Source organism: Xanthomonas sp. NCPPB 3959, assembly GCF_056675575.1.
Map to the genome: position 1 here is coordinate 128,774 of NZ_JBWWVR010000008.1, position 21,334 is coordinate 150,107.

The 21,334-nt window shown below is 63.0% G+C and carries 20 protein-coding genes; 12 read left to right on the top strand and 8 right to left on the bottom strand.

The window, feature by feature from the left end:
* From AC1KVG_RS11225 to AC1KVG_RS11240, 4 genes are read right to left on the bottom strand one after another with little or no spacing between them, the layout of a single operon-like run.
* Entirely contained in the window at positions 1-987 is a 987-nt protein-coding gene (locus AC1KVG_RS11225; RefSeq protein ID WP_023903563.1) for an ABC transporter permease, read from the bottom strand.
* Positions 984-1,859 carry an ABC transporter ATP-binding protein gene (locus AC1KVG_RS11230; RefSeq protein WP_023903564.1) on the bottom strand — a complete coding sequence of 292 codons (876 nt, stop codon included), beginning with the start codon at positions 1,857-1,859 and terminating at the stop codon, positions 984-986. Before AC1KVG_RS11230 ends, AC1KVG_RS11225 begins: the two co-directional genes overlap by 4 nt.
* Complete coding sequence (locus AC1KVG_RS11235; protein ID WP_003483692.1) at positions 1,856-2,218, bottom strand: GntR family transcriptional regulator; 363 nt, start codon at positions 2,216-2,218, stop codon at positions 1,856-1,858. Before AC1KVG_RS11235 ends, AC1KVG_RS11230 begins: the two co-directional genes overlap by 4 nt.
* Positions 2,219-2,220: 2 nt before the next feature.
* Complete coding sequence (locus AC1KVG_RS11240; protein WP_043889124.1) at positions 2,221-2,469, bottom strand: hypothetical protein; 249 nt, start codon at positions 2,467-2,469, stop codon at positions 2,221-2,223.
* A 135-nt stretch (positions 2,470-2,604) separates the two neighbouring features.
* Between AC1KVG_RS11240 and AC1KVG_RS11245 the strand changes: the two genes are divergently transcribed.
* From AC1KVG_RS11245 to AC1KVG_RS11290, 10 genes are all read left to right on the top strand, one after another.
* Positions 2,605-3,162, top strand: a complete 558-nt coding sequence (locus AC1KVG_RS11245) for a glutathione peroxidase (protein ID WP_481094455.1) — start codon at positions 2,605-2,607, stop codon at positions 3,160-3,162.
* Positions 3,163-3,252: 90 nt separating this feature from the next.
* Positions 3,253-4,224: an FKBP-type peptidyl-prolyl cis-trans isomerase gene (locus AC1KVG_RS11250; RefSeq protein ID WP_167387167.1), complete on the top strand. Its 972-nt coding sequence runs from the start codon at positions 3,253-3,255 to the stop codon at positions 4,222-4,224.
* Positions 4,225-4,248: 24 nt separating this feature from the next.
* Positions 4,249-5,598 (top strand): UDP-glucose dehydrogenase family protein, encoded by a 1,350-nt coding sequence (locus tag AC1KVG_RS11255; RefSeq protein WP_023903568.1) that lies wholly within the window; start codon positions 4,249-4,251, stop codon positions 5,596-5,598.
* Positions 5,591-5,827, top strand: a complete 237-nt coding sequence (locus AC1KVG_RS11260; RefSeq protein WP_006448709.1) for a SlyX family protein — start codon at positions 5,591-5,593, stop codon at positions 5,825-5,827. The genes AC1KVG_RS11255 and AC1KVG_RS11260 overlap by 8 nt, the downstream gene beginning before the upstream one ends.
* Positions 5,828-5,845: 18 nt before the next feature.
* Positions 5,846-6,583, top strand: coding sequence for a DUF2058 domain-containing protein (locus tag AC1KVG_RS11265; protein WP_481094456.1), 738 nt, complete (start codon positions 5,846-5,848; stop codon positions 6,581-6,583).
* Between the two features lie 237 nt (positions 6,584-6,820).
* Complete coding sequence (locus AC1KVG_RS11270) at positions 6,821-7,669, top strand: transporter (RefSeq protein WP_481094457.1); 849 nt, start codon at positions 6,821-6,823, stop codon at positions 7,667-7,669.
* 219 nt (positions 7,670-7,888) lie between these two features.
* A complete protein-coding gene (locus tag AC1KVG_RS11275; protein WP_481094458.1) occupies positions 7,889-9,025 on the top strand; it encodes a LacI family DNA-binding transcriptional regulator in 1,137 nt (378 codons plus the stop codon).
* A gap of 13 nt (positions 9,026-9,038) precedes the next feature.
* The gene (fucP, locus tag AC1KVG_RS11280) at positions 9,039-10,349 is read left to right on the top strand and encodes an L-fucose:H+ symporter permease (RefSeq protein WP_006451864.1); all 1,311 of its coding nucleotides are present in this window, start codon (positions 9,039-9,041) and stop codon (positions 10,347-10,349) included.
* Positions 10,346-11,332: a carbohydrate kinase family protein gene (locus tag AC1KVG_RS11285; protein ID WP_481094459.1), complete on the top strand. Its 987-nt coding sequence runs from the start codon at positions 10,346-10,348 to the stop codon at positions 11,330-11,332. Before fucP ends, AC1KVG_RS11285 begins: the two co-directional genes overlap by 4 nt.
* Complete coding sequence (locus AC1KVG_RS11290) at positions 11,329-12,534, top strand: AGE family epimerase/isomerase (protein WP_481094460.1); 1,206 nt, start codon at positions 11,329-11,331, stop codon at positions 12,532-12,534. Before AC1KVG_RS11285 ends, AC1KVG_RS11290 begins: the two co-directional genes overlap by 4 nt.
* A 416-nt stretch (positions 12,535-12,950) precedes the next feature.
* On the opposite strand, the gene metH is transcribed toward AC1KVG_RS11290, so the two are convergent.
* Genes metH through AC1KVG_RS11310 form a run of 4 tightly spaced genes read right to left on the bottom strand, consistent with a single transcriptional unit; the run spans position 12,951 to position 18,065 of the window.
* Complete coding sequence (metH, locus tag AC1KVG_RS11295) at positions 12,951-15,704, bottom strand: methionine synthase (protein WP_481094461.1); 2,754 nt, start codon at positions 15,702-15,704, stop codon at positions 12,951-12,953.
* Positions 15,701-15,931 carry a hypothetical protein gene (locus tag AC1KVG_RS11300; protein WP_481094462.1) on the bottom strand — a complete coding sequence of 77 codons (231 nt, stop codon included), beginning with the start codon at positions 15,929-15,931 and terminating at the stop codon, positions 15,701-15,703. The genes metH and AC1KVG_RS11300 overlap by 4 nt, the downstream gene beginning before the upstream one ends.
* Positions 15,928-17,073 carry a homocysteine S-methyltransferase family protein gene (locus tag AC1KVG_RS11305; protein WP_481094463.1) on the bottom strand — a complete coding sequence of 382 codons (1,146 nt, stop codon included), beginning with the start codon at positions 17,071-17,073 and terminating at the stop codon, positions 15,928-15,930. Before AC1KVG_RS11305 ends, AC1KVG_RS11300 begins: the two co-directional genes overlap by 4 nt.
* Positions 17,070-18,065, bottom strand: a complete 996-nt coding sequence (locus AC1KVG_RS11310; protein ID WP_481094464.1) for an ArsR/SmtB family transcription factor — start codon at positions 18,063-18,065, stop codon at positions 17,070-17,072. The genes AC1KVG_RS11305 and AC1KVG_RS11310 overlap by 4 nt, the downstream gene beginning before the upstream one ends.
* 152 nt (positions 18,066-18,217) lie before the next feature.
* On the opposite strand from AC1KVG_RS11310, the gene AC1KVG_RS11315 reads away from it, so the two are divergent.
* Together AC1KVG_RS11315 and AC1KVG_RS11320 are read left to right on the top strand one after the other, a co-directional pair.
* Positions 18,218-19,336, top strand: coding sequence for an acyl-CoA dehydrogenase family protein (locus tag AC1KVG_RS11315; RefSeq protein ID WP_481094519.1), 1,119 nt, complete (start codon positions 18,218-18,220; stop codon positions 19,334-19,336).
* A 353-nt stretch (positions 19,337-19,689) separates the two neighbouring features.
* On the top strand, positions 19,690-21,213 hold the full coding sequence (locus tag AC1KVG_RS11320; RefSeq protein WP_481094465.1) for a platelet-activating factor acetylhydrolase IB subunit: 1,524 nt from the start codon (positions 19,690-19,692) through the stop codon (positions 21,211-21,213).
* Positions 21,214-21,334 lie beyond the last annotated feature (121 nt).

Below are 21,334 nucleotides of genomic sequence, written 5' to 3' on the forward strand. Positions count from 1 at the left end.
TCAGGCTTCGGAGCGCCGACGGCGCAGATAGATGGAGGCAGCGATCAGCACCACGCCGATGGCGGCGCCGATCCAGATGTCGGGGTTGCCGTAGACCAGCCTGCTATCGGTGTGCTGCAGCACCCACTGCACCAGATCGCTGGGGTTCTGCATCGCGCTGCTATCGAGGTTGCCGCTGACTGCAAGCGGCGACCAGGTGCCGGGCAGGGCACTGAGCAGGCCGCGGTAGCCGACGATGTACCAGATCCAGCCGATCGGCAGCGATACGCCCGGCATTGCCGAAAGGATGCTCAGCATCACGCAGGCCAGCAGCGGAAACAGCACCGCCCACAGGAACGGCTTGCTGGTGGCCCAGGCCGAGCAGAACATCAGCCAGCCCACGGTCGGCAGCGACCACAGCAAGCTCATCGGCACGGTCTGCAGCATCAGCCACAACAACGAGAACGGATGCGAGTGGGTGGCCAAGCCCCATGGATTGGGCACACCGGCGATCAACGCGCCGCCGATGGCGATCAACCACAGGGCCAGGCCGACCAGTACGCCGATCGCGATGGCGATCAGCGGCGCCAGCAACAGCGCCCAGGCGGCCTTGGACAACACCGTCTGCACGTCGGACACCGGCAGCGATTTCCAGAACAGCACGCTGCGGTCGCGGCGGTCGTCGTACAGGCTGCCCAGTGCATAGAAGAACACCACGAACGCCAGCACCACCGAGGCGATGCCGATGCCGCCCAGCAGCAGGCCGTCGCCGACCTGACCGAGGGTACGGGTGTACTCGGCCATGTCCGACATCGTCATGCTGTCGCCGATCATGTTGCGGCGTGCACTGATCGCCCCGATCACCGCGCCCAGCAGTGCGAAGAACACCGCGATGCCGCCAGTGATGATTTGCGCCCAGACGAAGCCGCCACGGTGTTCCCAGTATTCGCGTTTCAGCAGCCAGCCGAACGTACGTGCGGGAGATGCTTGGTGAGTGAGTGCATTCATGCGTAGGTCCCCTTCATGACCGCAACGAACAGGTCGGCAAGGCCGGGATTGCGGGTTTCGCCAAAGCGGGCGAGCTGCTCTTTCGGCACGCCATCGAACAGCATCACGGTCTTGCCGAACGGCAGGCTGCGCTCGTCGATCGGCTTCATGGCTCTGGCAGCCTCGAGATGCTCGGCATTGACCAGCACTTCGGTGTAGCGTTCGGCCACGTTTTCCATGTCGGCGGTCAGCACGATGCGGCCGTCGCGGATGAACATCACATCGGTGAGGATGTGTTCGATCTCTTCCACCTGGTGGGTGGTGACGATGATGGTTTTTTGCTCATCGAAATAGTCTTCCAGCAGGCGCTGGTAGAACTGCTTGCGATACAGGATGTCCAGGCCCAGGGTGGGCTCGTCCAGCACCAGGATGCGCGCGTCGATGGCCATCACCAGCGCCAGATGCAGCTGCACGATCATGCCCTTGGACAATTCGCGCACCCGCGATTTGCGGTTGAGCTGCGTATTGGCCAGAAAGCGCTCGCACTTGGCGCGATCGAAGCGCGGGTGCACGCCGGCAACGAAATCGATCGCCTCGCCAACCCGCAGCCAGCGCGGCAGCACCGCCACGTCGGCGATGAAGCAGACCTCGTTCATCAGTGCGTTGCGCTGGGTGCGCGGATCCATGCCGAGCACGCTCAACTCGCCGTCGAAATCGGTCAGCCCCAGCACTGCCTTGAGCGCGGTGGTCTTGCCTGCGCCGTTGGGGCCGATCAATCCAACGATGCGCCCGGTGGCAATGGTGAAACTGGTGTTGTCCAGCGCGAGCCGATGCTTGTAGGCCTTGCGCAGGCCACGTGCGTCGACCACATGGTCGGAGGAGACGGCGGTCATGGTGTTTTTCCCTGTGGCAACAGATCGTCGATGGACAGTCCCAGGCGCTGAATGCGTTCCAGCACTGCGGGCCATTCTTCATTCAAGAAACGCTCGCGCTCGCTGCCGCGCAATTTCTGTGCGGCTTCCGGGGTCATGAACATGCCCAGGCCGCGGCGTTTTTCCACCAGGTTCTCGTCGGCCAACTCCTGGTAGGCGCGCGAGACGGTGATGGGGTTGAGTTGGTAATCGGCCGCCACTTGCCGCACCGAGGGCAGGGCGTCGCCAGGCTTGAGGATTCCATCGAGCATCATGGCAATGACCCGTTCCTTGAGTTGGCGGTAGATGGGAGCGCCGTCGCTCCATTGGATGTCGTTCATGATCAGCTCCGTGGGCGCAGAACCTGCGCGAAGGAGAAATAGGGCATCGACAGCGAAGCGCGCAGATGCCGGCTGGGCCGGGTGCGCTCCTCGGGGGGAGTTGTCGCGTTTTCCGTAACCGCCTCCGACACGCCATAATCGGCGCCGGACTCCGTAACCAGACTGGAAGCGGCTCCCAGGCAACCAATGGCGAACAGGGTGCTGCCGAGCAGCAGCAATGGAGCTGGTCGCGTGAAGCGTGTGCTGTTCATGCTTTCCCCTGCGTTGGATGACTGGTGTTGTATCTAACTATAACACCGACACGCAGGCAGTCAACTGTCTGTCATACCCAACTGATGGCACCCCCGCATCTGCGAGGGTCCGGAACCTATTCAAGGGGATCGCGCATGTTGCTCAATCGTTTGCTGGTCGTTGTATTTGCTGGCTTTTTTTCCGTCTCGGCGCTGGCCGCCGGTGCGCCCGTGCTGGATCTGGATTACCGGCCGCTGGCCGGCAAGGCGCCAATCAACCTGAACCGTACTTACGGCGGCAAGGTGGTGATGGTGGTCAACACTGCCAGCAAATGCGGCTACACCCCGCAGTACGAAGGACTGGAAGCGCTGAACAAGCGCTTCGGTAGCCGCGGTTTTTCGGTGCTGGGCTTTCCGTCCAACGATTTTCAGGGACAGGAACCCGGATCTGAGAAACAGATCCAGGAATTCTGCACGCTGACCTATGGCGTCAAGTTCCCGATGTTTGAGAAGGTGCATGTGCTGGGCAAAGAGGCGACGCCGCTGTATCAGCGCTTGACGCAAGCCACGGGCGTTGCGCCGGGTTGGAACTTCCACAAGTATTTGATTAGTCGCGATGGACGCGTGGTGGCGCAGTTCCCCAGCAAGATCAAACCGGACGATCCGAGCGTGCTGGCGGCAATCGAACGCGAGCTCAAGGCACCGTCGCGCTGAGCGCGGCTCTCGCAACGCCGCGCGCACATGCGACAATGCGCATTCAGCGCCGGCGTCGGCGTGTCTTTTCACTTTCGGGAAGTGCATCGAATGAAGATGGGAAAGCGCGGCGCGGCGGCGTCGCTACTGATGGTGGCAATGTCGGCATCGATGCCGGCGATGTCGCAGCAACCGGCCGCAGCGGCCACCAAGGAGAAGCCAGTTGTGAATGCATCGTCTGAGAAGAGCACCCGCGACAACGTCAGCTACGCCATCGGTATGGATGTGGCGCGCTCGTTCGAGCCGATTGCCCAGGACATCGATGTGAGCGCACTGCAACGCGCCATCGAAAATGCATTCAAGGGCGGCAAGCCGTTGTTGTCCGATGAGCAGACCCAGGCCACCGATACCGCCCTGCGCACTGCGCTGGCAGCGCGTAACGGCCAGCAGGTTCCGGGCATGGCGCCGGGTAGCGCGCCTGCGACTCCGTCCAAGGAAAACGTCGGCCTGATGCTGGGCGATCGCGCGGTCGGCCCGTCGTTGGCCGGCATCAAGGACGAGATCGATCTGAGCATCCTGATGGAAGCCGTACGCACCGTGTTCGCCAAGGGCACCACGCGTCTGACCCAGCAGGAAGCCGCAGCGACGATGCAGGCCTTCGCCTCTGCCAAGCAGGGCGCTGCCGGTGCCAAGAATCGCGAAGAGGGCAATGCGTTCCTCGCCAAGAACAAGACCGAAAAAGGTGTGATCACCACCGCCTCGGGCTTGCAGTACACGGTGTTGCGCCAGGGTAGCGGCGAGCGTCCGATGCCCACCAACACGGTGCGCGTGAACTACGAAGGCAAGCTGCTCAACGGGCAGGTGTTCGACAGTTCCTACCAGCGCGGCCAGCCGGCCGAGTTCGGTCTGAATCAAGTCATTGCAGGTTGGACCGAAGGCGTCGCACTGATGCCGGTCGGTTCGAAATATCGTTTCTGGATTCCATCCAACTTGGCCTATGGCCCGAACGGCACGCAGGGGGGGCCGATCGGACCAGACGCAACGTTGACGTTCGATGTCGAACTGATGGGTATCCTTCCCTGATCCCCCACAGGAGTATCCCCCCCCATGCGAGTTGCGATCTTTGGTACCGGCTATGTTGGTCTAGTCACCGGTACCTGTCTGGCCGAAGTAGGTCATCACGTTATCTGCGTGGATATCGACCAGGCGAAAGTTGATGGTCTCAATCGAGGGGTGATCCCCATCTATGAACCCGGCCTGGAGCCGATGGTGAAAGCCAACCACGCCTCTGGCCGGTTGCGCTTCACCAGCGACGCTGCCGAGGCGATTGCGCATGGCGAAATCACCTTCATCGCCGTGGGCACGCCGCCGGATGAAGATGGCAGTGCCGACCTGCAGTACGTGCTGGCAGTTGCGCGTACCGTCGGTCGTCATATCGATGGCCCGTCGGTGGTCGTCAACAAGTCCACGGTGCCGGTCGGTACCGCCGACAAGGTGCGCGTGGCGATCCAGGAAGAACTGGATGCACGTGGCGTGGAGCATGAGTTCGACGTCGTCTCCAATCCGGAATTCCTGAAGGAAGGCGACGCCGTTGCCGACTGCATGCGTCCGGATCGCATCGTGATCGGTGCCACCAAGCCGGCAGCGATTGCACGCATGCGCCGTCTGTATGCACCGTTCAATCGCAACCGCGACCGCATCGTGGAGATGGACGTGCGTTCGGCCGAGCTGACCAAGTACGCGGCCAACGCGATGCTGGCGACCAAGATCAGTTTCATGAATGAGATTGCCAACATTGCCGAGCGTGTCGGTGCGGACGTCGAGCACGTGCGTAACGGTATCGGTTCGGATCCGCGCATCGGCTGGCACTTCATCTATCCCGGTGCCGGTTATGGCGGCTCGTGCTTCCCCAAGGACGTGCAGGCACTGGCCAAGACCGCCGAGCAGTACGGCATGCAGCCGACCCTGCTCAATGCGGTGGAGAGCGTCAACAACGCGCAGAAGGGTCATTTGTTCGAATTGGTGCAGCGTCACTACGGCGGCGAAGCTGGCGGCAGTCTTGCCGGCAAGACCTTCGCGGTGTGGGGCCTGGCGTTCAAGCCCAATACCGACGACATGCGTGCGGCCTCCAGCCGCCGCTTGCTGGCGCAGTTGTGGGAAGCCGGCGCCACCGTGCGTGCCTACGATCCGGAAGCCACCCACGAAGCCAAGCGCATCTTCGGTGAGCGCGACGATCTGACCTTCTGCGACGAAGCCTTCGCGGCCCTGGAAGGCGCCGATGCGCTGGTGGTGGTCACCGAGTGGAAGCAGTTCCGCAGCCCGGATTTCGGCAAGATCAAGCAGGCCTTGAAGGACGACGTCGTATTTGACGGTCGCAACCTTTACGACCCGCAGGAAATCGAAGCTGCCGGCCTGGCTTACTACGCCATCGGACGAGGCCGTTCGTTGCATGCATGAGCAACTCTCGCCGCGCGACCAGGAACTGGACGCGCGGTTGGTTGAACTGGAAACGCGGCTCTCCTTTCAGGAGCACGCGCTCAATGAACTGAGTGAAGCACTTGCGGACGCCCGTTTGACGGGCGCCCGCAATGCCGAGCTGATCCGCCACCTGCTCGAGGATCTGGGCAAGGTGCGCTCCACGTTGTTTGCCGATGCAGCGGACGAACCGCCGCCTCCGCACTATTGATTGCAGATTGCCACCGCCATGAGCGATACCTTACGTGACCAGTTGCTTGGGTTGGGCTTCAAGTCCGCCCCCAAGCCCGAACGCAAACCCGACGCACGGCCTGCCGCGCGTCACCATGGCAACGGTGGCAGGCCCGCGCCCGGCGGCAACACGCCGGGCGGCCAGGGCAGGGGACCGCAGCGGCCGCACGCCGCTGCGGCGACCGATGGCAAGCATGAGCGCACAAGCAACGGCAGGCCTGATCGTCGCAACGATGGCAAGCCAGCAGCCTCGCCACGTCCGCAGCATGCCAATGCAGAGCGTCGCGGCCCTAAACCGGCACGCACGCGCGAAGACATCGATCTGGCCAAGGCCTATGCAATCCGTGCGCAGCGCGAGAAGGACGAACGGATCGAAGCCGAGCGACTGAAGCAGGAAGAAGCTCGCCTGCGTCGCGAAGCCAAGGCCAAGCTCGAAGAATTGCTCAAGGACAAGGGCCTGAATCATGCCGATGCCGATATCGCCCGGCATTTTCCGTATGGCGGCAAGATCAAGCGCATCTACGTGACCGCCGATCAGCTCAAGGCGCTCAACGCCGGCGAGCTGGGTGTGTTGCAGCTCAACGGGCGTTATCTGCTGGTCACCGCCGAGTTGCTGGCCGAAGCCGAAGCGGTGTTCGCACCTTCGGTCGCATTGAAGGTGGATCCGAATGCACCGGCAAGCGACGACCCGTATGCGGACCCCCAGTATCAGGTGCCCGACGACCTGGTCTGGTAACGCTGCACGACATGGTTTTGTTGTTACATGGGCACCTGATGGGTGCCCATCTGTTTTGGCGCATGCCTTGGCGTTGCGCAGCTGGATCCCTGCTTGCCCGCATGCGTGTTGAGCAGTGCAGCAAACACGCGGCTGGCGATACACAGGCCGGTCACGGCACGCGCGGCACCATGCGCGGCGTTGTTGGTCGACGTATGCGGGCACGGTGTCCGTGGCGTTGCAGCTCACTTCCTGCCGATGGTGTCGCGTATGTCCATGTCTTCGAATTCCCTGCCATCGTGTGCCGATGCCTCAATGCGCTCAGCAGTGCGCCGTGTTCCGTGCATGCATGGGCGTCGCAACGCTGTGTCGGTTGGATTATTGGGGCTTGTGCTGTGCGCGCTTAGTCAGCAGGCGGCCGCGCAGGCGGCCGAGGCGCCGGCATTCGATCGCCCCGGGATTCCGTTCGCTGCCGAAACGCTGCAGCCGGGTGCGTTTGCCTGGGAACAGGGCTTGCCAGATGCGAGCACCGACCGCGCCGATGGGCAGCGGATTACGCAGTACACCGCCGATACGTTGCTGCGTCTGGGCTTGTTGCAGAACGTGGAGCTGCAGCTGGGCAGCGACAGTTACAACTGGCAGCACGGCGGTGGCGCGCGCGTGCATGGCGGTGGCGACAGCCATATCGGCTTGAAGGTCGCACTGCCGTCGCGTTCGGACAGCTTTCATTGGGCCGCGCTCGGCAGCTACAGCGTGCCGACCGGCAGTCCTGATTTCAGCGATGGCTACGCGCGCGAGCTGGGCGTGACCGCGTCGTGGGATCTGGCGCAGGAGCGCGCGCTGGCGCTGTACGTCAACTATGCGCGCGTCAACGACGGGCACACCTGGACCTTCTCGCCCAACTACACGTTCTTTTCCGGCGAGCGTTTCAGCAGCTATGTGGAAGCGGGCTTCGACACCGGCAGCGAGCATTCGCGCGTGGCTGGTGCCGGCGGCGCCTGGCAGCTGCCGCATGCGATGCAGTTGGATGTGTCGGTGCTGCGTGGGCTGACTTCGGAGAGCCCGGATTGGCAGGGCGGGATCGGCTTGTCGATCGCGTTTCAGTGATGGCAGTTGGTGTGGCGACGGCCAGGCCGTGCCCGCCGAATTGCCGCGAAAGCCAGGTACAGGGCTTGCAGCTCAGGTAGCACGACATTCGCCAGTCCAGCCAGCACGCACTGAATATGCTGCACTGCCGCATGCATTGATTGGCCGGAAAAGGCCTAATTGGATCGATCCAATCGACGCCAGATACATGCGCATTTCTTCCACTGCAAAGCCGGCTACATGACGCGTGCCAAGCCAATGCCGGCCGCCCCGGATGACGACGATGCGCGCCGTATTCGACGCGGTGCAGTGACGTTGCGCGATATCGCCAATGCCATCGGCGTATCGCGCGCGACCGTGTCTTTGGTGTTGCGCGGCAGCCCGCTGGTGCATGCGACCACGCGCGCACGCGTGGAGGCCGAGCTGGATCGGCAGAACTACGTCTACAACCGTGCCGCGGCCAATCTGCGCTGCCGCACCTCGTCCAGCATCGCGCTGGTCATCAACGATCTGTCCAATCCATTCTTCGCCGAGTTCGCTGCAGGTGTGGATGAGGCCTTGGGTGCGGCCGGCTACGTCACCTTGCTCGGCAGCACCGGCGAATCCACGCAGCGCCAGCAGGCGGTGCTGACCTCGCTGATGGAGCACACGCCTGCCGGCATCATCCTGTCGCCGGCCGAAGGCAGCCAGGCCCAGGCACTGAATCAGGTGCTGGGGCGCCAGCACAACGTGGTGTTGTTCAACCGCGAAGTGGAGGGCGCGCAGTGGGATCTGCTGGCGCTGGATAACGAACAGGGTGCGTTTCTGGCCTGCGAGCATCTGATCGCGCAGGGCCATCGGCGCATCGTGTTTTTCGGTGGCCATGCCGAATCCAGTTCCTGCCGCCAGCGCCGCGCTGGCTACACCCGCTCGATGACGAATGCTGGCTTTACCGTGCACTACGTCGAATCCGCACCGAATCGTCAGGACGCCGCGCTGTGCGGCGCGCGCATGCTCGATGGCGCCGACCACGCTGCAACCGCTGCGGTTTGCTACAACGACAGCGTTGCGCTGGGCTTGATGGCCGCGCTGGCGATGCACGGCATCGTGCCGGGCCGCGATTTTGCAGTGACCGGCTTCGACGACATCGCCGAAGCCGCCTTGTTTACACCGGCATTGACTACGTTGGCCGCAGATCCGCGTGCGCGCGGCAGGCAAGCCGCGCAGCTGGTGCTGCAGCGTATTGGCAGCCCGGAGCGCGCATCGCAGCGCTTGACGGCCGCAGTCGCATTGAACATCCGCGCGAGCAGCGCCTGCTCGCCATCCGTGCTGACGCATCATCCCCCAGGCGATTCCGATTTCCCCGCTCATTCCCCCACCAAGGCCTCAGGCCGCTGACCAGGCAATTCCTATGGTTTCCCTTTCCACGCAATCCACTGTGCCAAGCGGCAACAAGGCGCCGGTCAACAACGGCGTTGCGTTGTCGGTCGTCACCACGATCTTTTTCATGTGGGGCTTTCTCACCTGCCTCAACGACATTCTGATTCCGCATCTGAAGGCCGTTTTCGAACTCAACTTCGCGCAGGCGATGCTGGTGCAGTTCACCTTCTTCGGTGCGTATTTCCTGATGTCGCTGCCGGCCGGTTGGCTGGTGGCCAGGCTTGGCTACAAACAAGGCATCGTTGCCGGTCTGGCGGTTGCTGCGGTCGGTGCATTGGGCTTCTGGCCTGCGGCAGAATTACGCGTCTATGGCGCATTTCTCGGCGCGCTGTTCGTGCTTGCCACCGGCATCACCATCCTGCAGGTGGCGGCGAATCCGTATGTCGCGTTGCTGGGTCCGGAGCGCAGTGCGTCCAGCCGTTTGACTCTGGCACAGGCGCTCAATTCGTTGGGCACCGCGATCGCGCCGCTGTTCGGTGGCTGGTTGATCCTGTCCAACACCGTGATGAGCGGCGACCAGCTCAAGGTGCTGCCAGAGGCCGAGCAACTGGCCTATCGCGTGCAGGAAGCGCAGGCCGTGCAGGGGCCGTACATTGGCCTTGGCATCGTGCTGTTCTTGCTGGCGATCTTCGTGTTTCTGTTCCGTCTGCCGGCACTGACCGATGCCGGCGCGCAGAAGGACGAGAGCAAGCATTCGCTGTTGGATGCCTTGCGTCATCCGCATGTGCGCTTCGGAGTGCTGGCGATCTTTTTTTACGTCGGCGCGGAAGTGGCGATCGGTAGCTTGATGGTCAACTACTTCTCGTTGCCGCAGATCGGTGGTTTCACCGAGCGTGAGGCAACCAACTACGTGTCGGCGTACTGGACGCTGGCGATGATCGGCCGCTTCATCGGTTCGGCCTTGCTGGCCAAGCTGTCGCCGCGTGTGTTGTTGTCGGTGTTCGCTGCAATCAATGCACTGCTGCTGGGCCTGACCATGGCCAGCGGCGGCATGCTGGCGGTGTATGCATTGGTGGCGATCGGCTTGTTCAACTCGATCATGTTCCCGACCATCTTTACGCTGGGCATCGAGCGCCTTGGTCCATTGACCGGCCGCGCATCGAGCCTGTTGATCATGGCGATTGTCGGCGGCGCCATCGTGCCGTATCTGCAAGGTTTGCTGGCCGACAGCATCGGTCTGCACGAATCGTTCGTTCTGCCGCTGCTGTGCTACCTGTACATCGTGTTCTACGGCATCTGGGGCTCGCGTCTGCGTGGTGCACTGGCGGAGGCGCGCGCATGAGTGCTGTCAAGAATCGGGTGGTCTGTTTCGGCGAGGCCTTGATCGACATGCTGGCGCTGCCGCCGGCCGGCCCCGACGAGGCGCTCACATTCGCGCAATACGCCGGCGGTGCGCCGGCCAACGTCGCCATTGCGGTGGCGCGGCTGGGCGGTGCGGCGCATTTTGTCGGCATGCTAGGGCGCGATATGTTCGGCGATTTTCTGCTGCAGAGTCTGCAGCAGGCCGGCGTCGCCACCGATGGCATCGTGCGCACCGATCAGGCCAAGACTGCGCTGGCCTTCGTTGCATTGGATGAAGCCGGCGAGCGCAGTTTCAGTTTCTATCGCCCGCCTGCGGCGGATCTATTGTTCCGTCCCGAGCACTTTGCTGCTGACGGTTTCAAGCAGGCCGCCGTGCTGCATGTGTGCTCCAACAGCATGACCGAGCCTGCGATTGCGCAGTGCACGCTCGATGGCATGCGCGCCGCGCGCGCCGATGGTGCCATCGTCAGCCTGGATCTCAATCTGCGCCCGATGTTGTGGCCGCAGGATGTAGATCCGGCAGCGCTGCTGTGGGAGGCGTTGGCGCTGGCCGATGTGGTCAAGCTCTCGCGCGAAGAACTCGATTACCTGGCCGGCACGCTCGATGGCGATGCCAGCACGGTTACACAGAAGCTGTGGCAGGGCCAGGCCAGCTGGTTGCTGGTCACCGATGGTGGCGGGCCGGTGCATTGGCAGACGCGCACCGATTCCGGCCAAGTGCCGGCGTTCCGTGTGCAGGTGCGCGACAGCACCGCAGCTGGCGATGCATTCGTCGGTGGTTTGTTGTTTCAGCTGGCGGCACGCGCGTCCACGCTGGAGCAGCTGTGTGGCGATGCGGCTGCGATCACCGAGGTGATCCGTTTTGCCGCGGCGGTCGGTGCGCTGGCGGTAACGCGCAAAGGCGCGTTCGCCGCGATGCCGAGCGTCGATGAAGTCCATTCTTTGATCCAGGAACAATCATGAGCCGTTTGCCTGCGACCCCCGCACCCGATTTCCGCTCGGCCGATGTGCTGCGTCAGCATATCGCCGACACCATGGCGTTCTACCATCCGCGCGCGATCGATCCGGCGGGCGGGTTTTTCCAGTATTTCCGCGACGATGGTGCGATCTACGACGCTGGGCATCGGCATCTGGTCAGCAGTACGCGCTTTGTCTTCAACTACGCGATGGCCTATCGCGAATTCGGCGATGCGCAGTATCTGGAAGCGGTACGTCACGGCCTGGATTATCTGCGCAACGTGCACCGCAATGCGGCCACCGGCGGCTATGCGTGGACCTTGCGCGATGGCGTGGTCGAAGACGACATGAATCACTGCTACGGCGTGGCGTTCGTGCTGCTGGCGTATTCGTGCGGCCTGAAGGCCGGCATCGAAGAGGCGCGCGCGTGGATGGACGAAACCTGGCAGCTGCTGGAAAAACATTTCTGGGAGCCGGAATTCGGGTTGTATCGCGACGAAGCCGATGCGCAATTCAACTTCACCAGCTACCGCGGCCAAAACGCCAACATGCATATGTGCGAGGCGATGATTGCCGCGTACGAAGCCAGTGGCGAGCAACGCTATCTGGACCGCGCACTGTCGCTGGCCGACACCATGACCCGGCGCCAGGCAGCCAAGGCCGACGGCCTGGTCTGGGAACATTACGATCTGCAGTGGAACATCGACTGGGACTACAACCGCGACAATCCCAAGCACCTGTTCCGCCCCTGGGGCTTCCAGCCGGGTCATCAGACCGAGTGGGCCAAGCTGCTGATGCTGCTGGATCGCTACGCGCCAACCGATTGGTTGTTGCCGACCGCACAACATCTGTTCGATGTGGCCGTAGAGCGCTCATGGGATGCGCAGCGTGGCGGGCTGTATTACGGCTTCGACCCCGATGGCAAGGTCTGCGACGACGACAAGTATTTTTGGGTGCAGGCCGAGTCGCTGGCGGCCGCGGCGTTGCTGGCGCAGCGCAGCGGCGAAGCGCGTTATTGGCAGTGGTACGACAAGCTCTGGGACTATTCCTGGAAGCACATGATCGACCATCGCTATGGCGCCTGGTATCGCATTCTGGATGCGGACAATCGCAAGTACAGCGACGAGAAGAGCCCGGCCGGCAAGACCGATTACCACACCATGGGTGCGTGCTACGAAGTCTTGAACGTGTTGCGGCCGGCTGCGTGATGCGACACGGTCGGTGAGGTGTGCCGACCGTACAATCACTTCAAGACGCCGAGATATCGACTCGGAGTCTTCGTTTAGCTGCAGTCAGAAGCTGAGGTTAGAAGCCTGGTCGGTCGAGGGCGCGGTGCCCTCACCGCTTGCGGGACACGCCGCAAGTACATCCGTGTAGGCTCGGTGGCGGCATCCATGCCGCCACACGGTCCCGCAAGCGGCGAGGACACCGCACCAGAAAGTTTGCCGGCTGTTTTATTGAAAACCATGCACACCGACCATCTTGACTGGCCCTTGCCCGCCCACCGTCGCGGGACCTTACGCGGCATGGATGCCGCGTAAGAGCCTACACGGACGTACTTGCGGCGTGTCCCGCGACGGTGGGCCGGCAAGGACCCTGCAGCCAAGCCGCAGATCAGCCGCCCTCACTCCGGGTCGTAATCCAGATTCGATGCCAACCAGCGTTCGGCCAGCGCCAGTGTGATGCCTTTGCGTTTGGCGTAATCGGCAACCTGTTCCTTGCCCACTCGCCCTACCACGAAGTACTGGCTTTTCGGGTGGCTGAAGTAATAACCCGAAACCGCCGCAGTAGGCAGCATTGCGAAACTTTCGGTCAGCGTCATCGTGGTGTTGCGCTCGGCGTCGAGCAGATCGAACAAGGTGCGTTTTTCACTGTGTTCCGGGCATGCAGGGTAGCCGGGTGCAGGACGGATGCCGCGATAGCGCTCGGCGATCAGTGCCTCGTTGTCCAAGCCCTCGTCTTCGATGTACCCCCAGAACTCGGTGCGCACACGCTGATGCAAACGCTCGGCGAGTGCTTCGGCCAGACGGTCGGCCAAGGCCTTGAGCAGGATCGCGTTATAGTCGTCGTGCGCCGCTTCGAAACGCGCCACATGCCGATCGATACCAATACCGGCAGTGACCGCGAACGCACCGATCCAGTCCTGCTTGCCGCTGCTCTTGGGCGCGATGAAATCGGCCAGACAGAAGTCGGGGCGGTCGGCGGGTTTGTCGACCTGCTGGCGTAGAAAGTGCAAGAGCTGCCGGGATTGGGAATCGGGGATGTGGGATTGGCTAGGCTGCTGCGAATCCTCAATCCCGATCGCCGAATCCCGGTGGTCCGTCAGGACCACTTCCACATCATCGCCCACACTATTGGCCGGCCACAGCCCGAACACGGCCTTCGCGGTCAGCCACTTCTCGGCGACGATCGTGCGCAGCATCCTGCGTGCATCGCGATACAACTCGTTGGCCTGCGGACCGACGACTTCATCGCTGAGAATCGCCGGGAACTTGCCGGCCAGTTCCCAGGCCTGGAAGAACGGGGTCCAGTCGATCAGCTCGATCAATTCCTGCAGTGGATAGTCGTCGAACACATGCACGCCCGGCTGACGCGGGGTAGGCGGCACGTAGTTGTCCCAATCGCCATCGAAACGCTGCGCGCGTGCCTTTTCCAGCGAGACCAGTCGTTTTGCATCGCCACGATTTCTGTGGCGGGTGCGGATCTCCGCGTAGTCGGCATCGTTGGCGGCCACGAAGGCCTGACGCAGATCGCGCGAGATCAGCGACTGCGCAACGCCCACGGCGCGCGAGGCGTCCTTCACCCACACGGTGGGCGCTTTGTAATGCGGGTCGATCTTCAGTGCAGTATGCGCGCGCGAGGTGGTGGCGCCACCGATCAACAACGGAATCTCGAATCCCTGTCGCTGCATCTCGCGCGCAACATGCGACATCTCTTCCAGCGACGGCGTGATCAAGCCGGATAGCCCGATCAGATCGGCATTCTCCGCACGCGCCCGGTCCAGGATCACCTGCGCGGAGACCATCACGCCCAGATCCACCACGTCGAAGTTGTTGCACGCCAACACCACCCCGACGATGTTCTTGCCGATGTCGTGCACGTCGCCCTTGACGGTGGCCATGATGATCTTGCCGTTGGACTTGCCGATATCGCCGGTGCGCAGTTTTTCCGCTTCGATATACGGCAACAGATACGCCACCGCTTTCTTCATCACACGTGCGGATTTGACCACCTGGGGCAGGAACATCTTGCCCGCGCCGAACAGGTCGCCGACCACGTTCATGCCGTCCATCAGCGGACCTTCGATCACATCCAGCGGGCGCGTGGATTGCTGCCGCGCTTCTTCGGTGTCGGTTTCCACGAACGCATCGATGCCATGCACCAGCGCATGCGCCAGGCGTGCGCGCACCGGCTTCTCGCGCCAGGCGAGGTCTTCGACTTTCGCCGCACCTTTGCTGCCTTTATAGCGCTCTGCAATTTCCAGCAAGCGTTCGGTGCCGTCCTTGCGGCGGTTGAGGATCACATCCTCCACACGCTCGCGCAGTTCAGGGTCCAGTTCGTCGTAGATCGGCATGCCGCCGGCATTGACGATGCCCATGTCCATGCCGGCCTTGATCGCATGGAACAGGAACACCGAATGGATCGCCTGGCGCACCATTTCGTTGCCGCGGAACGAGAACGACACATTGGAAACGCCGCCGGAAATATGGCAGTGCGGCAGCGTGCGCTTGATCTGCCGGGTGGCTTCGATGAAGTCCACCGCGTAGTTGTCGTGCTCCTCGATACCGGTGGCGACGGCAAAGATATTCGGGTCGAAAATGATGTCTTCCGGCGGAAAACCTACCTGCTCGGTCAGCACTTTGTAGGCGCGCGTGCAGATCTCGACCTTGCGTGCACAGGTGTCGGCCTGGCCCACTTCATCGAAAGCCATCACCACTGCGGCTGCGCCATAGCGCAGGACCTTGCGCGCCTGTTCGATGAATTGCGCTTCGCCTTCCTTGAGCGAGATCGAGTTGACCACGCTCTTGCCCTGCAGGCACTTCAAACCGGCTTCGATCACGCTCCACTTGGACGAATCCACCATCACCGGAATGCGTGCGATATCCGGCTCGGACATGATCAGGTTGAGAAAGCGCGTCATCGCTTTTTCGGAATCGATCAGGCCCTCGTCCATATTGACGTCTAGGATCTGCGCACCGCTGGCAACCTGCTGGCGTGCGACCTCTACCGCCTCTTCGTAACGCTCTTCCTTGATCAGCTTGCGGAACTGCGCGCTGCCGGTGACATTGGTGCGCTCGCCGACGTTGACGAACAGCAGGTCCGGCGTAATGACCAACGGCTCCAGGCCGGACAGGCGGGTGTAGCGGGGAGTGCTCATGCGATGCTCTGGTGGGCGTCGGACGTAGCGAATGTCCAGGCGAGGCGATGATGATTGGTGGTCGGCAGGGCGCGGATCGCGATGGCCCTTATCCGCCCTTTGGACACCTTCTCCCGCTCGCGGGAGAAGGGACCTTTCGTCCACGTGCCGAGCAATGTGCCGTTCTTCTTCCGCGAGCGGGAGAAGGTGGAACTCAGCGCCGGATGAGGGCCCACGTGCTGCATCACGCCGCCAGCTCCTGCGCACCCGGCAGCTGCCGTGGCGGCAGATCGGCCACCGCTTCGGCAATCGCGCGGATGTGATCTGGCGAGGTGCCGCAGCAACCGCCGACCAGATTGAGCAGGCCGGCTTGCGCAAATTCGCGCAGGGTTGCGGCCATTTCTTCCGGGCTTTCGTCGTACTCGCCGAAGGCATTCGGCAGGCCGGCATTGGGATGCGCGCTGACGTAGGCATCGGCGATCTGCGACAGCGTTTCCACATGCGGGCGCAGATCCTTGGCGCCAAGCGCACAGTTCAAGCCCACCGACAGCGGCCGCCCGTGCGCGACCGAGGCATAGAACGCCTCTGCCGTTTGGCCAGACAAGGTGCGACCTGAGGCGTCGGTGATGGTGCCGGAGATCATCACCGGCAAGCGCCCGCCGCGTGCTTCGAACACTTCTTCGATCGCATACAGCGCGGCCTTGGCGTTGAGCGTGTCGAAGATGGTTTCCACCATCAGCGTGTCGGCGCCGCCGTCGATCAGGCCGTCGATGGCTTCGCGATAGGTTTCGCGTAGCGCATCGAAACTGGTGTTGCGATACCCGGGGTCATTGACGTCCGGGCTGATCGATGCGGTGCGGCTGGTGGGGCCGAGCACGCCGATCACGAAGCGCGGCTTGTGCGGAGTGAGCGCTTCGACCTCGTCGCAGCACGTGCGCGCGACCTGCGCGCCAGCCTTGTTCAATTCGTACACCAGGTGCTCCAGGTGATAGTCCGCCTGGCTCACCGAAGTTGCGTTGAAGGTATTGGTTTCCAGCAGATCAGCACCGGCATCCAGATAGGCGCGATGGATACTGGCGATGATCTCGGGGCTGGACAGCAGCAACAGGTCGTTGTTGCCTTTCAGGTCGTGGCCTTGCGGCGCGTGCGCGTGATCGCAGCCCGGGCCATGCACGTGTACCTGCGTGCTGTCGTACCCGTCGGCAAAGCGCGTGCCGCGATAGTCCTGTTCCTGCAGGTCGTGGCGCTGGATCATGGTGCCCATTGCGCCGTCGATGATGAGGATGCGCTCGCGCAACGCAGCGCTGAGTTTTTCGGCGCGCTCGGGATGCAGCCAGGGCAGTGAGAACGAGAGTGGGGATTGGGGATTAGGGATTGGCGTAGGCGTCATGATCCAGTTCTCCGCGAGTCAATGCTTTTGCTTTCATCCAATCCCGAATCCCGGCTCACCACTCCCGGCTTCATCGCAATCAACGAAATCACTTCGAAATGCGGGGGGCGCTTCTCGCGCGTCACCGTCTCCAGGCTGGACACGTCCAGCCCGGCTTTCTCGGCGAACTTGCGCAATTCTTTGGACGCAAATCCGAGATTGACGTGGCCATAGGCATGCACCGCGGCGCGATGTTCGTGCTTGGCCAGGCTGCACAACAGCAAGCGGCCACCGGGGCGCAGCACGCGCGCGGATTCGGCCACCGCCTGCGCCGGCTTGGCCGCGTAGGTGAGCGCATGCATCATCACCACCAGGTCGAAGCTGGCATCCGGGAACGGCAGCGCATGCATGTCGCCTTCGCGCACTTCCACATTGCGCAGCTTGCGCAGGCGTTCGCTGGCGGCGGCGACTACGCGCGCGCTGGTGTCGATGCAGATGTAGCGGGTGGCGTGCGGGGCCACCAACTCGGCCAGCACGCCGTCGCCGGAGGCGATGTCGAGCACGTCGCCGGTTTCCAACAAGGGCAGGGCGGTGCGCGCCAGCGCTTCCCATGTGCGCCCCGGGGAGTAATGCCGCTCCATATCGCCAGCCACCGAATCGGCCCAGTTCTGGTCGGCGGCGCGGTTGGCCAGCACGGCGGCCACGCGCTCAGCGTCCTGGCGCAACAGTGGGTCGTCGCTGCCGGTGCTCAGCGCCAGCCACAAGGCGCGCTGCGCCGGGTCCAGCGACACCTCGTCGAAGCGGTAATAGGCCGACACGCCGGCGCGGCGGTCGCGTACTAGCCCGGCTTCCTTGAGCTTGGCCAGGTGGGTGGACACGCGCGGCTGGGCCAGACGGGTGATGGCCGACAGCTCGGCCACGGTGAGTTCTTCCTGCTCAAGCAAGGTCAGCAGGCGCACTCGGGTGGCGTCGGCAAACACCTTCAGGCGCGCCGACCAGTCTTCCAGATCCATGAATATCTCTATATCGCGATATGGAGATATTTTCGGCCCGGCAGGGTGTGGGGTCAACTACATACGCATGCGAATGGTTGTGGCTACAATGGGTGCTCAGCCTAGGCCTGGAGGGATGCGACGTGGATTTCAGCTTTACCGAAGAACAATTGATGATCCAGGATGTGGCGCGCCGCATCGCCCAGGAAAAGATCGCCCCCAGCGCCGAACAGTTCGACCGCAGTGGCGAGTTCCCGCTGGACAACATCCGCCTGCTCGGCGAAAACGGCCTGATGGGCATCGAAGTACCGGCCGAGTACGGTGGTGCCGGCATGGACCCGATCAGCTACGCGCTGGCGATGATCGAAATTGCTGCCGCCGACGGCGCGCACTCCACCATCGTGTCGGTCAACAATTCGCTGTTCTGCACCGGTATTTTGAAGAACGGCAGCGAGGCGCAGAAGCAGCTGTACGTGCGTGCGATTGCCGAAGGTGCGCAGATCGGTGCGTTCGCGCTGACCGAGCCGCAGTCCGGTTCGGATGCCTCTGCGATGCGTTGCCGCGCGGTAAAACAAGCCGATGGCAGCTTCGTGATCAACGGCAAGAAGAGCTGGATCACCTCCGGCCCGGTCGCCAAGTACATCGTGCTGTTTGCGGTGACCGAGCCGGACAGGGGCTCGCGCGGTATCACCGCCTTCATGGTCGACGCCGATCGGGCCGGCTTCCATCGCGGCAAGACCGAACCCAAGCTCGGCATCCGTGCTTCGGCCACGTGCGAGATCGAGTTTGCCGATTACATCGCGCAGCCCGATGAAGTACTGGGCGTGGAGGGCGAGGGCTTCAAGACCGCGATGAGCGTGCTCGACGCCGGGCGCATCGGCATCGCCTCGCAGGCGGTGGGCATCGCGCGTGCGGCGTACGAGGCCACGCTGGCTTACGTGAAAGAGCGCAAGGCGTTCGGCGCGGCCATCGGCACCTTCCAGATGACCCAGGCCAAGATCGCCGACATGAAGTGCAAGCTGGATGCAGCGCTGCTGCTGACGCTGCGCGCGGCCTGGTTGAAGGGGCAGGGCCAGAAGTTTGGCACCGAAGCGGCGGTGGCCAAGCTCACCGCCTCGGAAGCGGCAATGTGGATCACCCATCAGGCGGTGCAGATCCATGGCGGTATGGGCTACTCGAAGGAAATGCCGCTGGAGCGCTACTTCCGCGATGCCAAGATCACCGAGATCTACGAAGGCACCTCGGAAATCCAGCGCCTGGTGATTGCGCGCGCCGAGACCGGCCTGCGCTGAAGCCGGCCACACTCCGGCGCTGCCGCTGGATGCGGCAACGCCACCGACCCAAGGTGTGTAGTGGTCGATCCGGCAACGTGTTGGTGTAGGCGATTGCTTCGCATCGCCGGGTAGGAGCGCGCTTGCGCGCGATGAAGCACTATCGATAAGGCTTCATCGCGCGCAAGCGCGCTCCTACGCAAGCGTGAGCGGCCTGGCATCACAGGTGTGCCGTGTCAGTGGCCTGGTGCCGGCAGACGGCAAGCACGTCACAGCGCGACTCACCCCGCTACATCGCGAGTGGCTGCGTCCGCGCTTGTCGGGTGCGGCGCGCGCGGATCACAATCGCTGCTTCTCCCGCCTCTGGTGCGCGCATGCTCCGCTCTTTGCACGCTGTGTTTCCTCGCCTTTCACTGTCTGCCATTGCGCCCGTGCTGGTGTGCTGGGGGCTGTTGCTGGTCTGCGGCGTGGCAAGTGCACAAACGCCACCGCCCTCGATCGTACCCACCGACCGCTTGCAGGAGGCCTGGTGGGCGCAACGACACGCGCAGGTGCTGGAGCAGGTCAAACAGCACGCCGACACGCCGCTGCTGTTGATCGGCGATTCGATCACCCAGAACTACGAAAAATCGAAGGCGCCGGACGAAGAATTTCAGCCGACCTGGCAGACCTTTTACGGCAGCCGCGGCGCGCTCAATCTGGGCTTCAGCGGCGACGGCACCGAAAACGTGTTGTGGCGGCTGGCCAATGGCGAGGTCGACGGTCTGCAACCCAAGGTTGCGCTGGTGCTGATAGGCACCAACAACACCGGCCATCTCGGCCAGACCGCCGAGCAGACCCAGCTGGGCATCGATGCGGTGGTCGCGGCGATCGAACAGAAACTGCCGCGCACGCACCTCCTGTTGGTGGGCGTGCTGCCCAGCGACATTTCCAGCGAAAAATCGCGCCGCGATGCGCAGATCAATCAAAGCCTTGCAGTGCGTTATGGCGACAATCCGCGTGTCACTTATCTGGATGTGGGGTCGATCTTTCTGCGCGACGGCAAGCTACGCACCGAGTTGTTCTACGACACGCGCTTCCGGCCGCCAGCCGACGCCTTGCATCCGGACACCCATGGCCAGCGCATGCTTGCCGAAGCGATCGAACCGACCCTGGCCCGATTGCTGGGCGAGTCGCCGGTCAAGCCGGTCGCCGAACTCGGCCGCGAGTTTGCGACCTCGCTGATTCCGGTCGACTGGCTGGAACAGGACTCGTACGACTGGTATGCCCGCCACCATGCAGCGCTTGCCGCAGCGCGCACATTGAAGCCGGACGTGGTGATGATCGGCGACTCGATCACGCATTTCTGGGCTGGCCCACCGCAGGCCACGCGCGTCAGTGGCGCGCAATCGTGGCAGTGGTTGTACGGCACGCGGCCGGTGCTGAATCTGGGCTTCGGCTGGGATCGCACCCAGAACGTGTTGTGGCGGATCCGCCAGGGCGAGCTCGACGGCCTGGATCCGCACTGGGTGGTGTTGCACATCGGCACCAACAACCTCACCGGCACGGCGCAGTCGCGCGCGAGCACGCCGGCCGAGGCTGCCCTGGGCGTGGAGGCGGTGGTGAACGAAGTGCATCGCCGCTTGCCCAACAGCAAGCTGATCCTGATGGCGATCATGCCGCGCGGCCGCCAGGCGGGTGACGCGCAACGCGCACCGATCGCCGAGACCAACCGCTTGCTGGCCGCGCGCTATGCCAAGGATCCGTCAGTGCGTCTGGTCGATATCGGCAAGCAACTGTTACAACCCGACGGGACCTTGCCCGAGGCGCTGATGCCCGACGGCACGCACCCCAGTGAGGCCGGTTATGCGATCTGGGCGAAGGCCTTGCGCGAGGCGGGCGTTACGGCCTTGCCGTAACGATAATGTCAGCAGCAGCTTCGAATGAGGCTGCTGTCGGTCAAGCCGTGTAGCAGCACTCAAGCATTTTTCAGACCCCAGAAACCAGAAGACCCCCGATCGCTCGGAGGTCTTTTTAAAC

Coding starts and splice junctions, on each gene's coding strand:
- AC1KVG_RS11225 (WP_023903563.1), bottom strand. CDS start 987: ATGAATGCACTCACTCACCAAGCATCTCCCGCACGTACGTTCGGCTGG.
- AC1KVG_RS11230 (WP_023903564.1), bottom strand. CDS start 1,859: ATGACCGCCGTCTCCTCCGACCATGTGGTCGACGCACGTGGCCTGCGC.
- AC1KVG_RS11235 (WP_003483692.1), bottom strand. CDS start 2,218: ATGAACGACATCCAATGGAGCGACGGCGCTCCCATCTACCGCCAACTC.
- AC1KVG_RS11240 (WP_043889124.1), bottom strand. CDS start 2,469: ATGAACAGCACACGCTTCACGCGACCAGCTCCATTGCTGCTGCTCGGC.
- AC1KVG_RS11245 (WP_481094455.1), top strand. CDS start 2,605: ATGTTGCTCAATCGTTTGCTGGTCGTTGTATTTGCTGGCTTTTTTTCC.
- AC1KVG_RS11250 (WP_167387167.1), top strand. CDS start 3,253: ATGAAGATGGGAAAGCGCGGCGCGGCGGCGTCGCTACTGATGGTGGCA.
- AC1KVG_RS11255 (WP_023903568.1), top strand. CDS start 4,249: ATGCGAGTTGCGATCTTTGGTACCGGCTATGTTGGTCTAGTCACCGGT.
- AC1KVG_RS11260 (WP_006448709.1), top strand. CDS start 5,591: ATGCATGAGCAACTCTCGCCGCGCGACCAGGAACTGGACGCGCGGTTG.
- AC1KVG_RS11265 (WP_481094456.1), top strand. CDS start 5,846: ATGAGCGATACCTTACGTGACCAGTTGCTTGGGTTGGGCTTCAAGTCC.
- AC1KVG_RS11270 (WP_481094457.1), top strand. CDS start 6,821: ATGGTGTCGCGTATGTCCATGTCTTCGAATTCCCTGCCATCGTGTGCC.
- AC1KVG_RS11275 (WP_481094458.1), top strand. CDS start 7,889: ATGACGCGTGCCAAGCCAATGCCGGCCGCCCCGGATGACGACGATGCG.
- fucP (WP_006451864.1), top strand. CDS start 9,039: ATGGTTTCCCTTTCCACGCAATCCACTGTGCCAAGCGGCAACAAGGCG.
- AC1KVG_RS11285 (WP_481094459.1), top strand. CDS start 10,346: ATGAGTGCTGTCAAGAATCGGGTGGTCTGTTTCGGCGAGGCCTTGATC.
- AC1KVG_RS11290 (WP_481094460.1), top strand. CDS start 11,329: ATGAGCCGTTTGCCTGCGACCCCCGCACCCGATTTCCGCTCGGCCGAT.
- metH (WP_481094461.1), bottom strand. CDS start 15,704: ATGAGCACTCCCCGCTACACCCGCCTGTCCGGCCTGGAGCCGTTGGTC.
- AC1KVG_RS11305 (WP_481094463.1), bottom strand. CDS start 17,073: ATGACGCCTACGCCAATCCCTAATCCCCAATCCCCACTCTCGTTCTCA.
- AC1KVG_RS11310 (WP_481094464.1), bottom strand. CDS start 18,065: ATGGATCTGGAAGACTGGTCGGCGCGCCTGAAGGTGTTTGCCGACGCC.
- AC1KVG_RS11315 (WP_481094519.1), top strand. CDS start 18,218: ATGATCCAGGATGTGGCGCGCCGCATCGCCCAGGAAAAGATCGCCCCC.
- AC1KVG_RS11320 (WP_481094465.1), top strand. CDS start 19,690: ATGCTCCGCTCTTTGCACGCTGTGTTTCCTCGCCTTTCACTGTCTGCC.